Source organism: Actinomadura rugatobispora (assembly GCF_042656285.1).
Classification (GTDB): Bacteria; Actinomycetota; Actinomycetes; order Streptosporangiales; family Streptosporangiaceae; genus Spirillospora; species Spirillospora rugatobispora.
Genome location: NZ_JBHSON010000059.1, coordinates 1 through 14,055, shown reverse-complemented (window position 1 = coordinate 14,055; position 14,055 = coordinate 1). Strand labels below are relative to the sequence as shown.

13 protein-coding genes are annotated in these 14,055 nt (G+C 73.9%); 11 read left to right on the top strand and 2 right to left on the bottom strand.

Going from position 1 to position 14,055, the window contains the following annotated elements; genetic code table 11:
- Nucleotides 1–143 precede the first annotated feature (143 nt).
- From ACFPZN_RS34795 to ACFPZN_RS34765, 7 genes are all read left to right on the top strand, one after another.
- On the top strand, nucleotides 144–1,478 hold the full coding sequence (locus ACFPZN_RS34795) for an acyclic terpene utilization AtuA family protein (protein WP_378286578.1): 1,335 nt from the start codon (nucleotides 144–146) through the stop codon (nucleotides 1,476–1,478).
- Nucleotides 1,475–1,774, top strand: coding sequence for an AtuA-related protein (locus tag ACFPZN_RS34790; RefSeq protein WP_378286577.1), 300 nt, complete (start codon nucleotides 1,475–1,477; stop codon nucleotides 1,772–1,774). The genes ACFPZN_RS34795 and ACFPZN_RS34790 overlap by 4 nt, the downstream gene beginning before the upstream one ends.
- Nucleotides 1,775–1,792: 18 nt before the next feature.
- On the top strand, nucleotides 1,793–3,007 hold the full coding sequence (locus tag ACFPZN_RS34785) for an amidohydrolase family protein (RefSeq protein WP_378286576.1): 1,215 nt from the start codon (nucleotides 1,793–1,795) through the stop codon (nucleotides 3,005–3,007).
- A gap of 181 nt (nucleotides 3,008–3,188) precedes the next feature.
- Entirely contained in the window at nucleotides 3,189–4,457 is a 1,269-nt protein-coding gene (locus ACFPZN_RS34780; RefSeq protein ID WP_378286575.1) for an ABC transporter substrate-binding protein, read from the top strand.
- A 6-nt stretch (nucleotides 4,458–4,463) separates the two neighbouring features.
- Complete coding sequence (locus ACFPZN_RS34775) at nucleotides 4,464–6,455, top strand: branched-chain amino acid ABC transporter permease (protein WP_378286574.1); 1,992 nt, start codon at nucleotides 4,464–4,466, stop codon at nucleotides 6,453–6,455.
- Nucleotides 6,452–7,159, top strand: a complete 708-nt coding sequence (locus tag ACFPZN_RS34770; RefSeq protein WP_378286573.1) for an ABC transporter ATP-binding protein — start codon at nucleotides 6,452–6,454, stop codon at nucleotides 7,157–7,159. Before ACFPZN_RS34775 ends, ACFPZN_RS34770 begins: the two co-directional genes overlap by 4 nt.
- Before the next feature lie 2 nt (nucleotides 7,160–7,161).
- On the top strand, nucleotides 7,162–7,920 hold the full coding sequence (locus ACFPZN_RS34765; RefSeq protein WP_378286572.1) for an ABC transporter ATP-binding protein: 759 nt from the start codon (nucleotides 7,162–7,164) through the stop codon (nucleotides 7,918–7,920).
- Here the strand turns inward: ACFPZN_RS34765 and ACFPZN_RS34760 are convergent.
- On the bottom strand, nucleotides 7,892–9,799 hold the full coding sequence (locus tag ACFPZN_RS34760) for an acetate--CoA ligase (RefSeq protein ID WP_378286571.1): 1,908 nt from the start codon (nucleotides 9,797–9,799) through the stop codon (nucleotides 7,892–7,894). The genes ACFPZN_RS34765 and ACFPZN_RS34760 overlap by 29 nt on opposite strands.
- Between ACFPZN_RS34760 and ACFPZN_RS34755 the strand changes: the two genes are divergently transcribed.
- Genes ACFPZN_RS34755 through ACFPZN_RS34740 form a run of 4 tightly spaced genes read left to right on the top strand, consistent with a single transcriptional unit; the run spans nucleotide 9,723 to nucleotide 13,028 of the window.
- Entirely contained in the window at nucleotides 9,723–11,471 is a 1,749-nt protein-coding gene (locus ACFPZN_RS34755) for an FAD-dependent oxidoreductase (protein WP_378286570.1), read from the top strand. The genes ACFPZN_RS34760 and ACFPZN_RS34755 overlap by 77 nt on opposite strands.
- Nucleotides 11,468–11,662, top strand: a complete 195-nt coding sequence (locus ACFPZN_RS34750; protein WP_378286569.1) for a ferredoxin — start codon at nucleotides 11,468–11,470, stop codon at nucleotides 11,660–11,662. The genes ACFPZN_RS34755 and ACFPZN_RS34750 overlap by 4 nt, the downstream gene beginning before the upstream one ends.
- Nucleotides 11,663–11,673: 11 nt before the next feature.
- Nucleotides 11,674–12,183, top strand: coding sequence for a nuclear transport factor 2 family protein (locus tag ACFPZN_RS34745; protein ID WP_378286568.1), 510 nt, complete (start codon nucleotides 11,674–11,676; stop codon nucleotides 12,181–12,183).
- A complete protein-coding gene (locus tag ACFPZN_RS34740; protein ID WP_378286567.1) occupies nucleotides 12,180–13,028 on the top strand; it encodes an LLM class flavin-dependent oxidoreductase in 849 nt (282 codons plus the stop codon). Before ACFPZN_RS34745 ends, ACFPZN_RS34740 begins: the two co-directional genes overlap by 4 nt.
- Before the next feature lie 12 nt (nucleotides 13,029–13,040).
- On the opposite strand, the gene ACFPZN_RS34735 is transcribed toward ACFPZN_RS34740, so the two are convergent.
- A partial coding sequence (locus ACFPZN_RS34735) for an alpha-ketoacid dehydrogenase subunit beta (RefSeq protein ID WP_378286565.1) occupies nucleotides 13,041–14,055 on the bottom strand: 1,015 nt, incomplete at its 5' end.

Below are 14,055 nucleotides of genomic sequence, written 5' to 3'. Positions count from 1 at the left end.
CGAGCCCGAGCCTGGCCCCCGCTCGTTACCGGCCGCGTTAACCGCTCACCCCCCGCACACCCGCTCCGACCACGGGTAACGAGGCCGGTAACACGGCCGGGCCAGCATCGGGCCAACGTTCACGAGGCGGAGGAGGCTACGGGATGGGGAAGCGGCGGACCGTGCGCGTCGGCTGCGGAAGCGCCTACGACGGTGATCGCCTCGACTGGTCCGTGGACCTGGCGAGGAGCGGTCTGGTGTCGTACCTGGGCTTCGACTGCCTGGCGGAGGCGACGATGACCTTCGCGCAGCTGCGCCGGGTGCTCGACCCGTCGGCCGGGTACGCGCACAACCTGGAGCCGGTGGTCCGGGACTTCGGCGGCTTCGTCGCCGACGGCCTGAAGATCGTCGGGAACTTCGGGGGCAGCAACACCCGCGCCGCGGTCGACACCGCCGTGCGGCTGTTCCGCGAGCAGGGCCGGAGGGGCGTCCGGGTCGGCGGCGTCCACGGCGACGACATCCGCGACCGCGCGTTCGGTCTGGACCTGGAGCTGCCCGACCTGGGCTGCCGGATCTCCCAGGTCAAGGAGCCGGTCGTCTCGGTCAACGTCTACTCCGGCGCGGCCGAGGTCATGGAGCTGCTGGACCGCGGCGCCGACTTCGTCATCGGCGGCCGCACCGCCGACCCGTCGCTGTACGTGGCGCCGATCTGCCACGAGCTCGGCTGGGACCTGACCGACCTGCAGCGGGTGGCCGAGGCGACCACGGTCGGGCACCTGCTGGAGTGCGGGATCCTGGTCAGCGGCGGCCGGCTGGCCAACGCGCCGCACCAGCTGCCCGCCGACGCGGTCCGGATCGGCATGCCCTACGCCGAGGTGGGCGACGACCGGATCGTGATCTCCAAGACGCCGGAGTCGGGCGGCGTGGTGGACGAGCGGACCGTCAAGCTCCAGCTCGGCTACGAGATCCAGGACCCGGCCAACTACCTCACCCCCGACGTGACCCTCGACGTCAGCCGGACCGCCGTCGCGGTCGTCGGCGAGAACCGGGTCGAGGTGACCGGGATGACCGGCAAGGCGCGTCCCGAGACGCTGAAGGTGCTGGTCGGGCTGGACCTGGGCTGGAAGGTCGGCGCCGAGATGTCCTTCGGCGGGCCCGGCTGCCTGGAGCGCGCCGAGTACGCCAAGGAGCTGCTCGCGGCCCGCTGCGCGGAGTTCAGCGCCGGGATCGTCGACTCGCGGGCTGACCTGATCGGCGTGGACTCCCTGTTCGGCGACCGGGTCGCCGCCGGGTACCCGGCCGAGGTCCGGCTCCGCTTCGCCGCCCGCTGCCCGGACGAGGACGTGGCCCGCGCCTACATGTTCGAGGCCAAGCACCTGTCCTTTTCCCTGGCCGGTGCGACCGCGAGCACGCCCTCGATCGAGCGGTTCATCGGGGTGACCCGCGCCTACGTGCCGCGATCCGCGGTCTCCCTGGAAACGGAGCTGGTGACCGTATGAAGCTGCACGACATCGCCTACAGCCGGGCCGGGGACAAGGGCGACGTCTCCAACGTCTGCGTGTTCGTCGAGGACGACGCGCACTGGCCGCTGCTGCTGGAGAAGGTGACCGCCGGCAGGGTCCGCGAGAAGTTCGGCTCGCTGGTCAAGGGCGAGGTCACCCGCTACGTCTACCCGAACCTGCACGGGCTCAACTTCGTGCTCGAAGGCGCGCTGGACGGCGGCTGCAATTTCGGGCTCCGCCTGGACGTCTACGGCAAGTCGTACTCGTCCCTGATCCTCGACATCGACCTGTGAAGGAGGGTTCCGGTCACCATGGACCGCACGAACCTCGACTGGATGATCTCGGTTGACGACCACGTGCTGGAACCGCCGGACGTGTGGCAGGGGCGCGTCGCCGCCAGGTACCGCGACCGCGCGCCCAGGCTGGTCTCCGACGGCGACGGCGAGCGCTGGGTGTACGACGGCCGCGACGTCCCGACCTCGGGACTGTCGGCGGTCGTCGGCAGGGACAGCACCGAGTTCAGCCCGGAGGCGATGAGCTACCGCGACATGCGCCCCGGCTGCTACGACCCGGTCGCCCGCGCCGAGGACATGAACCTGGACGGCGTCATCGCCTCGCTGTGCTTCCCCTCGTTCCCGCGCTTCTGCGGGCAGATCTTCTACGAGGCCGAGGACAAGGAGCTCGCGCTGGAGTGCGTGCGGGCCTACAACGACTGGATGATCGAGGACTGGTGCGGCGCGGTGCCGGGCCGGTTCATCCCGATGGCGATCATGCCGCTGTGGGACCCGGCGCTGGCGGTCGGGGAGATCGAGCGCACCGCCGCCAAGGGCGCCCGCGCGGTCGCGTTCTCGGAGAACCCGGCGCCGCTGGGGCTGCCCACGATCCACGACCCGTCCCGCTACTGGGACCCGGTGCTGAAGGCCGCCGCCGACAACGAGCTGGTGGTGTGCATGCACGTCGGCTCGTCCTCGCAGCTGCCCCGGATCTCGCCGGACGCGCCGGTGCTGGCGAACATGTCGTGGGGCTCGGTGCGGACCGCCGGGGCGATGCTGGAGTGGCTGTTCAGCGGCAAGTTCCAGGAGATCCCGCGGCTGAAGATCGCGCTGTCGGAGGGCAGCATCGGCTGGATCCCCTACTTCCTGCAGCGCGCCGAGCAGGTGCTCACCACCCAGAAGTACTGGGCGGGACGCGGCGTCCGGTTCGACCCCGCCGGGGGGACGGCCGGCATGGGCTCCAACCCGGCGGTCGACCTCGACGCGATCGACATCTGGCGGGACTACCGCGAGCACATCTTCGGCTGCTTCATCGACGACGCCGCGGGCATCGGGCTGCTCGACATGGTGGGCGAGGACAACATCATGATCGAGACCGACTACCCGCACTCCGACTCCACCTGGCCGGGCAGCCTGAAGCTGGCCGGGCAGCGGCTCGGCCACCTGCCCGCCGAGACCCAGTACAAGATCATGCGGGGCAACGCCGAGAGGCTCTTCCGCTTCACCCCGGCCGAGCCGCCCGCGACCGCCTGACCCGCGTCGGCCACCACGGGCCCACGGCTGCGCGCCGTGGGCCCGTCTCCCTTTTCTCGCTGTCAAAGGGCCGGTGAGCTGGTGCGTTACCGCGTGGATGTAACGCATGTCATAACGACCCGCGCCTTGGCTGGAGGCCCACAGGCATCCGCCTGACCCACCTCAGCCACAGGGGACAGCCGTGCGAAACAAGGACAGGCGCCGCAGCAAGCACGCCATCGCGCTGGCAGCAGCGTCCACGCTGATCTGCCTGCTGGCCGCGGCGTGTTCCAGCGCCGATGGCGACAGCACCGCCGGGGAGGGCGCTCTGGGGACGATTCCCCCGGACTCGCCGTCCCCGGCCAAATCCACCCTGACCTTCGGCAGCATCTCCGCCGACACCGGCCCGGTCATCCTGTCGTCGATCGCCGACGGGACCGAGGCGTGGGCCCGCTACGTCAACACCCACGGCGGCATCGGCGGCCACCCGGTCAAGATCGTCCGCTGTGACGACGGGCTGGACGCCACCAAGAACCAGGACTGCGCCCGCCGGCTGATCCAGGACACGTCGGTCCTCGCCGTGATCGGCGGCGAGACCGTGGTGACGCCGCTGGTGGCCGCGCCGCTGCTGAACCAGGCCGGGCTCAGCTACCTGTCGACCGAGACGACCGGCGAGGGCGAGATGAAGGGCCCGGCGATGTTCGCCATCACCGGCGGCGCCATCACCCAGTTCGCCGCGCTCGCCAAGCACTTCCCGGCCAACGGGGCCAAGAAGGTCGCGCTGGTGAACGCCGCGTCCACCTCCTCCAGCAAGGCGGCGGCGCGGACGACCGAGGAGGTGAAGGCCGCGGGCGGCAGCGTGGTCGCCACCGTGTTCGCCAAGCCGGGCACGCCCGACTACTCCCCCGTCGCCACCCAGCTGCTGTCGGCGAACCCCGACGTGATCTTCACCGGGGTCACCCCGACCGACCTGCCGGCGCTGGTCCGCGCGATCCGCCAGCAGAACCCCACCGTCAAGATCGCCACGCTGGCCAGCCAGTGGCCCGCCACCACGGTCAAGACGCTCGGCGACACCAAGGACGGCCTCTACATGGCCACCGACTGGGCCGCCTTCCCCGACGACTCGGCCGACCCCGACATCACCGCGATGCGGGTGATGCTGCACCGGATGGGCAGGCAGGCCAGCTTCGGGCAGGGCTCGATGTCGGGCTGGCTCGGCGGGCGCGCAATGGAGGCCGCGATCGCCGGCATGAAGGACGACAAGATCACCCGCGCGGGCCTGACCGCCCACCTGCGCGCGGCGACGCTCACGGTGAAGGGCGTCCCGGTGCCGCTCACCCTGCCCAAGGGCTCGGCGCCCGGCGGCTACGACGGCCTGGCCAACCCGTCCGCGTACATCAACCAGTGGAAGGGCGACGACCTGAAGCAGGTCGCCCTGGTGCGGGACGTCTTCGCCCCGGCCGGGGGCTGAGGCCCCATGCACGCCAACATCCAGCTGCTCATCCTGGGCGCCGCGGCGGGAACGCTCTACGCCCTGCTGGCCTCGGGCCTGCTCATCGTGTTCCGGAGCTCGCGCGTCCTGAACTTCGCGCACGGCGCCATCGCCACCGTCGGCGCCTACAGCTATCTCTTCTTGATCCACGAGCTGGGCTGGCCGAAGATCCCGGCCGTGGTGGGCGGGGTGCTCGCCTCGACGGCCGTCGGCGTCGCGTTCGACCTGCTGTTCATGCGCAGGCTGCGGCACGCCGACCCGCTCGCCCGGCTGGTCTGCACGCTGGGCCTGATGGTGCTGATCCACGCGCTGATCCACCCGGTCTTCGGCAAGGAGGACCCGGTCCCGGTGCAGCTGTTCCCGACCGACACGCTGCGGCTGCCGTTCGGCGAACCCGCCTTCATCATCGGCCTGGACCGGGTCATCCTGATCGTGATCACCGTGGTGATCTGCGCGCTGCTGTGGGCGCTGTACGCCTTCACCCCGTTCGGCCGCGCCACCCGCGCGGCGGCCGACAACGAGCGCGCGGCGCAGCTGCTCGGCGTCCCGCCGCAGCGGCTGGAGATGCTGAACTGGGCGCTGGGTTCCGCGCTGGCGGGGCTGGCCGGGATCTTCCTGTCCACGCTGCAGCAGCCCAGCCTGAACGCCTACACCCAGGTGCTGGTCACCGCGATCGCGATCTCGCTGGTCGCCGGGTTCCGCTCGTTCGGGCTGCTGGTGGTGGTCGGCACGGTGCTCGGCAGCTGCTCGGCGCTGCTGCTGCGCTACAGCCAGCGGCTGGCCGAGGCCACCGGCGTGCCCGGCTGGGACCAGGCGCTGCCGCTGCTGGTGATCATCGGCGCGGTGGTGATCGGCGGCCGGAGCGTGGTGCCCAAGGGCGCCGAGACCAGCCGCAGCCTGCCGCCGGCGCGGCTGCCCGAACGGCCCTGGCGGTGGGCGGCGGTCGCCGCCGCCGCGGGCGTGCCGTGGTTCCTGCTGGCGCCGATCGGCCTGGTCGACCCGACCACGGTCAGCCTGATCATCGCGGTGGCGCTGATGTCGCTGGTGGTGCTGACCGGCTACTGCGGCCAGATCTCGCTCGGCCAGATGACGGTGGCGGCGGTCGGCGCGCTCGGCGCCGGCCGGGTGCTGGAGCACGTCGGGCTGACACCGCCGCTGGCGCTGCTGGCCGGCGGCCTGCTCGCGGTGCCCGTCGGGTTCCTGGTCGGGCTGCCCGCGGTGCGGGTGCGCGGCGTCAACCTGGCCGTCGTCGGTCTCAGCGTCGCGATCGTGATGGACGCGACGGTGTTCTCCTCGGAGCGGCTGACCGGGGCCGGGCTGGGCCTGAAGTACCCGACCGCGTCGGTGTTCGGCATCGACATGAACGGCATCACCCAGCAGCGCGCGTTCGGAATTTTCACGCTGGTGATCACCGTGCTGGCGGGGGCGTTCGTGCTGTACGTGCGGCGCAGCCCGCTCGGCGCCCGGTTCCTGGCGGTGCGCGCCAACGAGCGGGGCGCGGCGGCGCAGGGCCTGTCGGTGGGGGCCACCAAGCTGCAGGCGTTCGCGATCGCCGCGTTCATCGCGGGCGTCGCGGGCGCGCTGCTCGGCTACCGCAGCCAGCAGATCGCCTGGGCGTCGTTCGAGTTCTTCACCTCGATCACGCTGGTCTCGGTGCTGTACCTGGGCGGGATCACCTCGGTCGGCGGCTGCGTCCTGGGCGGGCTGCTGCTGGCCAACGGCGGGCTGATGGCGCACGTGTTCAGTTTCAGCGGGCACGCGCACACGATCGTCAACGTGCTGTCCGGGCTCGGCGTGATGAGCATCGTCATCATGCATCCCGAGGGCCTGGCGGGCGTGCCCCGGCAGATCGCCGAGGCGCTGCGCGGGCGCCGGAGACCCGGCCCGGACACCGGCGGCGGCGGTCCCGGCGGCGCGCACCGGCCCGCGGTGAAGGCGGCGGCCGGGCCCGCCCTGGCAGAGGAGCGGGCGCGATGACACGGCTACTCCGGATCCGGGACGTGGACGTCGAGTTCGGCGGCGTCAAGGCCCTCGACGGCGTCTCGGTCGACGTCACCGCCGGCCACGTGCACGGCCTGATCGGGCCCAACGGCAGCGGCAAGTCCACGCTGATGGACGTGGCCGGGGGCTTCCTGCGGCCCGCGCGCGGCACGGTGGAGCTGGCCGGGAGGCGCGTCGAGCGCCGCCCGGCGCACCGCCGGGCGCGGGACGGGATCGGCCGCACCTTCCAGGGGCTGGAGCTGTTCGACGACCTGTCGGTGGCCGAGAACCTCTCGGTCGGCCTGGTCGGCGGCGCCCGGCCCGCCCGCGCGGACGTGGAGTGGGCCGCCGGCCTGCTCGGCGTCGCGGACGAGCTCGACCGGCTGGTGGTGGAGCTGCCGCACGGCCGCCGCCGGCTGGTGAGCGTGGCGCGGGCGATCGCCGGGCGGCCCAGGGTGCTGCTGCTGGACGAGCCCGCCGCGGGCCTGGAGACCGGCGAGACGGCCGAGCTGGGCCGCGCGCTGCGCGAGATCGTCGCGCCGGAGACCGCGATCCTGCTGGTCGAGCACGACATGCAGCTGGTGATGGGGGTCTGCGACCGGGTCACGGTGCTGCAGCTCGGCGGCGTGATCGCCGAGGGGAGCCCGGCGGAGATCCGCACCGATCCGCGCGTCCGCGCCGCCTACCTCGGGGAGGGCTGACCATGCTGCTGGAGATCTCGAAGGTCACCACCGGCTACGGGCGGATGCCCGTCGTGTGGGACCTCGACCTCACCGTGGCCGAGGGCGAGATCGTCGCCCTGCTGGGCCCGAACGGCGCCGGGAAGACCACGGCGCTGCTGACCGCCGGCGGGTTCCTGCGGCCGATGTCGGGCACGATCACGCTGGACGGCGCGTCCATCACCGCCGTGCCGCCCTACCGGCTCAGCCGGCACGGCCTGGCGGCGGTCACCGACGACCGGGCCCTGCTGCCGTCCCTGACCGTGCAGGAGAACCTCGCGCTCGTCCGGAACCGGAGGTCGGACCCGCTGGCGCTGTTCCCCGAGCTGGAGCGGCTGATGGGACGGCGCGCGGGGCTGCTGTCGGGCGGCGAGCAGCAGATGCTGGCACTGGCCCGCGCGCTGTGCTCGCGCCCCAAGGCGATCCTTCTGGACGAGCTGTCGCAGGGGCTGGCGCCGCTGGTCGTGGAGCGCTGCCTGAAGGCGCTCACGGACGCCGCCGCGGAGTGGGGCCTGGGCGTGCTGCTGGTGGAGCAGAACGTCAGCGAGGCGCTGAAGGTCGCCGACCGCGCGTGCGTCCTGTCGCACGGCCGGGTGGCGCTGGAGTCGGACGCGGCGTCGCTGCGGGAGGACACCGGGCTGATCGAGTCGAGCTACCTCGGCGAGGCCGGGGCCGGGCCGGGAACCGATCCCGGGCCCGGCTCGGGCACCACGGCTAGAGGCGGTTCCGCAGGATCGGGGTGAGCGCCTCCAGGACGGACGCGTCCTCGATCGTCGGCGGCACGGGCTCGTCCCGGCCGCCGGCGATCCCCCGCATCGTCCGGCGCAGGATCTTCCCCGACCGGGTCTTCGGCAGCGCCGGCACGATGGACGCCTCCCGGAAGGCGGCGACCGCGCCGACGTCGCGCCGGACCGCCTCCACCAGCTCGGCGCGCAGCTTCGCGGCGTCGTCGCCGGCGGCCTCGGCGCCCGCCTTGAGCACGATCAGGCCGTAGGGCACCTGCCCCTTGAGCGGGTCCGGGACGCCGATCACGGCGCATTCGGCGACCGCGGGATGGGTCGCCAGGGCCGCCTCGATCGCGCCGGTCGACAGGCGGTGCCCGGCGACGTTGATGACGTCGTCGATCCGGCCCATGACGAACAGGTGGCCGTCGGCGTCGAGGTGGCCGGAGTCGCCGGTGTGGTAGTGGCCCTCGTGCCGGCTGAGGTAGGACTCCACGAACCGGTCGTCGTCGCCCCACAGCGTGGCCAGCGCGCCCGGCGGCAGCGGCAGCCTGATCGCGATCTCGCCCTCCCGCCCGGCCGGGACCGGCGCGCCGGACTCGTCGAGCACCCGCACGTCCCAGCCGGGGACGGGCACCGTGGCCGAGCCCGGCTTGACCGGCAGCGCCTCAAGGCCGCGCGGGTTGGCGGCGATCGGCCAGCCGGTCTCGGTCTGCCACCAGTGGTCGGTGACGGGCACGCCCAGCACGCGGGAGGCCCAGTGGTAGGTCTCCGGGTCGAGGCGCTCCCCGGCCAGGTAGAGCGCGGCGAGCGTGGTGGTGTCGTACTTGCCCAGCTCGGCGGCCTCCGGGTCGGCCTTCTTGATCGCCCGGATCGCGGTCGGCGCGGTGAAGATCGTCTTGACCCGGTGCTCCTGGACGATCCGCCAGAACGCGCCGGCGTCGGGCGTGCCGACGGGCTTGCCCTCGTACACCACGGTCGTCGCCCCGACCAGCAGCGGCCCGTACACGATGTAGCTGTGGCCGACGACCCAGCCGACGTCGGAGACCGTCCAGAAGACGTCCCCGGCATGGACGTCGTAGACGGCGCCCATCGACCAGGCGAGCGCGACGGCGTGGCCGCCCGCGGTGCGCAGCACGCCCTTGGGCTTCCCGGTCGTGCCGGAGGTGTAGAGGATGTAGAGCGGGTCGTCGGAGGCCACCGGCACCGGATCAGCGGGCTCGGCGGCCGGGACGACCTCGTCCCAGTCCAGGTAGCCGGGCAGGGTCAGGTCGGCCGGGCAGGCGTCGCGCTGGAGCATCAGCGTGTGCTCCGGGCGGTGCGCGCTCAGCTCCAGCGCCCGCTCCAGGATCGGCTGGTACTCCACGACGCGCGCCGGTTCGAGCCCGCACGAGGCGGCGACCACGAGCGTGGGCCGGGCGTCCTCGATGCGGGCGGCCAGCTCCTTGGCGGCGAACCCGCCGAAGACCACCGAGTGGACGGCGCCGATGCGGGCGCAGGCCAGCATGGTCATCACCGCCTCCGGCACCATCGGCATGTAGACGACCACCCGGTCCCCCTTGCCGACGCCGAGCGCGGCCAGCGCGCCGGCGACGCGCGCCACCTCGTCCCGCAGCTCCCGGTAGGTGAACGACCGCCGGGCGGGCGTCCGGGACGGGTCCACCATCGCCGAGTCCCAGATCAGGGCCGTGCGCTCCCCCGCCCCGCCCGCCACGTGCCGGTCCAGCGCGTTGGCGCAGGTGTTCAGCTCCCCGCCGGGGAACCACCGGTAGAACGGCGCCGCGCCGGCGTCGAGCGCCCGGGACGGCTCGGCCGTCCAGTCGATGATCTCGGCGGCCTCGCGCCAGAACCCCTCCGGGTCGGCCAGGCTCCGCCGGTACGCCTCCGCATACGCTCCCACGTTCGCATCCCTCCGGCTCGTCGGAGACGCCGTGCCGGCGTCCACCGGCACGGTATTGACGCGCCGGTCCCCTGACCAGGTGCGGGTAACGCGAGCGATAACGGAGCCCGCGCAGACTGCCGCCATGGCAGCGACTCCGAGAGCAGACGTCATCGTCGTGGGTTCCGGCGCGGCCGGGCTGGCGGCGGCGCTCACCACCGCGCGGGCCGGGCTGGGCACCATCGTGCTGGAGCGGACCGGCCTGCTCGGCGGGACGTCGGCGATGTCGGGCGGCCTGGTCTACGCGCCCGGCTCCCGCCCGGCCCGGGAGGCCGGGCACGTCCCCGACCCCGGCGCCGTCACCGGCTACCTGGAGGCGGTGGCGCGGCGTCCGATCGACAAGGCCCGGCTTGAGGCGTTCCTGGAGGCCGCCCCGGCGATGGTGGACGAGCTGGCCGGCGCGGGCGTCGCGTTCCGGCTCACCGGGCTGGTCGACTACTACCGGGACGCACCGGGCGCCGGTCCCGGCCACGTCCTCGGCACCCACCCGTTCGACCCGTCCGGGCTCGGCGGGCTCGCGGCGCGGGTCAGGCGGTCGCCCTACCGCGGCCCCGAGGAACTCTGGACGGCCGGCACGGGCCTGGTCGGCCATCTCGTCGCCGCCTGCGCGCGCGCCGGGGTGCGGTTCCGGACGTCCTGCCGGGCCAGGAAGCTGCTGGTCGAGGACGGCCGGGTCGCCGGGGTGCTCACCGGAGGGTGCGCCGAGAGCGTCGCCGTCCGCGCGCCGGACGTGGTGCTGGCGAGCGGCGGCTTCGAGTTCGACGACGGGCTCCTGCGCGAGTGGGTGGGGGCGCCGCTCGAAGGCTCCTGGAGCTGCCCCGGCAACGAGGGCGACGGCCTCGCCATGGCGCGGACGGCGGGCGCCGGGCTCAGCGGCATGGGCGAGGTCCAGTGGTACGCGCTGCTCCGGCTGTCGGACGAGGAGCGGGAGGGCGCGCCGCTGATGCACGACGCGAGCCCGGCCCGCAACCTGCCCGGCTCGATCATCGTCGACCGGAACGGCCGCCGCTTCGCCAACGAGGGCACCCTCTACCAGGACTTCGGCCGCGCGGTCGCCGACCCGGACGCCGCCCGCCTGCCCGCCTGGCTGGTCGTGGACGCCGGCTTCCTGGACCGGTACCGGGAGCGCTGCTTCGGGGACCGGCCGCTCACGCCCCCGCACTGGCTGTCCGCCGGGACGATCTCGGAGCTGGCCGGGCTCATCGGCGCCGACGCGGCCGTGCTGACCGAGACGGTCGAGCGCTTCAACGCCGGCGCGGCCCGCGGCCTGGACCCCGACTTCGGGCGCGGCGAGGCCGCCGTCGACCGCGAGTGGGGCGACGGCGACCGGGAGGGCGCCCGCGCCTGCCTGGCCCCGCTGGAGCGGGGCCCGTTCCACGCCACCCGCGTCTACGCCGGGTCCTCGGGCACCACCGGCGGCCCCAGCGTGGACCCCGACGCGCGCGTCCTGGACGGCGCCGGCGCGCCGATCCCCGGCCTGTACGCGGCCGGGAACATCACCGCGGGCGTGTTCGGGGACTCCTCACCCGCCAGCGGGGCCACCCTCGGCCCCGGCATGACGTTCGGCCACCTCGCCGGCCGCGCCATCGCGGCCGGCCGCCGGGACGCACACACCGATCACAAGGAGGCATGACCGTGGACGTGTTCGTGGACAAGGACCTGTGCCAGGGCCACGCGCGCTGCAACCTGATCTGCCCGGAGGTCTTCGACCTCGACGAGCACGGGTTCGCGGTGGTCCTCGCCCAGGAGGTGCCGCCCGGGCACGAGGGCGCGGTCGAGGACGCGGTGCAGAACTGCCCGGAACAGGCCATCACGATCAAGTAGAGGGGCCTCCGATGACCGACGACGACCGGATCGGGGCCCTCGAACGGCGGCTGCGCGAGGTCGAGGACCGGCTGGCGATCTACCAGCTGCTGATGACCTACGGACCGGCGGCCGACAGCGGCAGCGACGACGTGGTGCGCGCGCTGCACACCGAGGACGCCGAGTACGACAGCGGCCTGGAGACCTTCCACGGCGCGGCCGGCATCGCCGAGATGATCGCGTCGCTGCCGCTGCACCGCAAGATCATGGCCGGCGGCTCCGGGCACATGGCGACGCTGCCGGCCGTCCGGATCGACGGGGACCGGGCCGTGGCGCTGTGCCACGGCATGCTGCAGCGCTTCGACCGGAAGGCCGACGCCTTCCGGGTCTGGCGGACGACGGCCGTCCGGCTGGAGTTCCGCCGGACCGCCGCGGGCTGGCGGATCCACCGGCGCCGCAACCATCTGATGGACGGCAGCGACTCCGCGCACCGGCACTTCCGGGACGGGCTGCGCGAGGTCGGCGCCGTCCCCGGCGAATGAGGCTGGGAGCCGGGCTGCCGACCGCCCTCGGCCAGCGGGACGGCCGCGCCGTCGCCGGGTGGGCCCGTGCCGCCGAGCAGCACGGGTTCGCCTCGGTGGCCGTGGTCGACCGGCTGGTGGCGCCGACCTACGACCCGCTCACGGCCCTGGCCGGGGCGGCGGCCGTCACCGAGTCGGTCGACCTGTACACCTCCGTGCTGCTGGCGCCGCTGCGCCCGGCGGCGGTGCTGGCCGCGCAGGCCGCGACCGTGGACCGGATGTCGGGCGGGCGGCTGCGGCTCGGCGTCGCCGTCGGCAGCAGGCGGCCGGACTACGAGGCCGCCGGGGTCGCGTTCACGCGCCGGGGCGCGATCCTCGACGAGCAACTCGCCGCCTTGAAGGCGACCTGGGCGGACGGTGCCGATTTCGTCTCCCCCGGCCCGGCCCCGTGCCGGGCGGGCGGCCCGCCCGTGCTGATCGGCGGCGCGTCCCGGGCCGCCGCCCGGCGGGTCGCCGCACTCGGCGACGGCTGGATCTGCGGCCTGGGCGGGGCCGAGGGCTTCGCGAGCGGCGCCGCCACCGTGCTGGCGGAATGGAGGCGCGCCAGACGGGACGGCCGTCCGCACCTGCTGTCGGTGGTGCACTACGCCCTCGGGAGGGACGCCGTGGCGCACCGCGAGGCGTTCCTGCGCCGCTACTACGGCGCGGCCCCGTTCGTCGAGCGGATGATCGCCGACACCCCGGTCAGCGAGGCCGACCTGGCGGAGGTCCTGGCCGCGCACCGGGAGGCGGGCTGCGACGAGGTGCTGCTGTTCCCCTGCTCCGCGGAGCCGGGCCCGCTCGACGCGCTGGCCCGGCTCCTCTGATCGCCGCCCTGATCAACGGTCCCGGCAGAGGTTCCTGATCTCGGCCACGACGTCGCCGGCCCCGGGCAGCCACGCCTGTTCCAGCGGCGGGCTGTAGGGCACCGGGGTCGGCGCGCCGCCCAGCCGCCGGACCGGGGCGTCCAGCGTCCAGAACCCCTCGTCCACCGCCCGCGCGGCCAGTTCGGCGCCCACCCCGAAGTCGCCGGCGCCCTCGCTGACGATCAGCAGCCGGTTGGTGCGGCGCAGCGAGCCGAGGACGGTTTCGGTGTCCAGCGGCGCGATCGTCCGCAGATCGATCACCTCGCAGGAGATGCCGTCCTCGGCCTCGACGATCGCGGCCGCCTCCAGCGCGGTGTGCAGCGCCCGCGAGAGCGTCACCACGGTGATGTCGTCGCCGGGCCGGGCGACCGCGGCCCTGCCGATCGGGGTGCGGTGGCCGGGCGCGGGCGCCGGGCCGGAGCCCGCGTACAGCAGCCGGTTCTCGATCACGACCACCGGGGCGGGCAGGTCGATCGCCGAGCGCAGCAGGCCGTACATGTCCTCCACCGTCGCCGGCATCAGCACGACGAGGCCGGGGATGTGCGCGAGCAGCGCCTCCAGGCTCTGCGAGTGCTGGCTGCCGGACGAGCGGCCCACGCCGAACTGGGTGCGCACCACCATGCCGACCTCGGTGGCGCCGCCGGTCATGAACCCGAGCTTGGCCGCCTGGTTCATCAGCTGGTCGAGGCACACGCCGACGAAGTCCAGGTACATCAGCTCGACCACCGGGCGCAGCCCCGCCATCGCGGCGCCGACCCCGAGGCCCATGATCGCCGTCTCGGCGATCGGGGTGTCCAGGAGCCGCCCCGGATACTTCGCGTGCAGGCCCTTGGTGATGCCGAACACGCCGCCGCCCGCGGGGACGTCGATCCCGGTGAGGAAGACGCGCTCGTCGTCGGCCAGCGCGTGGTCCAGCGCGGCGCGGACGGCCTGGCTGCCGCGCAGCGCGGCGTCCGGGTCGTGCGGCGGCGGCCGGGGCGGCGCGGCA

Excerpts from the sequence above, each read along its gene's own strand:
- ACFPZN_RS34775 (WP_378286574.1), top strand. The coding sequence starts at position 4,464 with ATGCACGCCAACATCCAGCTGCTCATCCTGGGCGCCGCGGCGGGAACG.
- ACFPZN_RS34755 (WP_378286570.1), top strand. The coding sequence starts at position 9,723 with ATGATCTCGGCGGCCTCGCGCCAGAACCCCTCCGGGTCGGCCAGGCTC.
- ACFPZN_RS34770 (WP_378286573.1), top strand. The coding sequence starts at position 6,452 with ATGACACGGCTACTCCGGATCCGGGACGTGGACGTCGAGTTCGGCGGC.
- ACFPZN_RS34740 (WP_378286567.1), top strand. The coding sequence starts at position 12,180 with ATGAGGCTGGGAGCCGGGCTGCCGACCGCCCTCGGCCAGCGGGACGGC.
- ACFPZN_RS34785 (WP_378286576.1), top strand. The coding sequence starts at position 1,793 with ATGGACCGCACGAACCTCGACTGGATGATCTCGGTTGACGACCACGTG.
- ACFPZN_RS34750 (WP_378286569.1), top strand. The coding sequence starts at position 11,468 with ATGACCGTGGACGTGTTCGTGGACAAGGACCTGTGCCAGGGCCACGCG.
- ACFPZN_RS34745 (WP_378286568.1), top strand. The coding sequence starts at position 11,674 with ATGACCGACGACGACCGGATCGGGGCCCTCGAACGGCGGCTGCGCGAG.
- ACFPZN_RS34765 (WP_378286572.1), top strand. The coding sequence starts at position 7,162 with ATGCTGCTGGAGATCTCGAAGGTCACCACCGGCTACGGGCGGATGCCC.
- ACFPZN_RS34790 (WP_378286577.1), top strand. The coding sequence starts at position 1,475 with ATGAAGCTGCACGACATCGCCTACAGCCGGGCCGGGGACAAGGGCGAC.
- ACFPZN_RS34795 (WP_378286578.1), top strand. The coding sequence starts at position 144 with ATGGGGAAGCGGCGGACCGTGCGCGTCGGCTGCGGAAGCGCCTACGAC.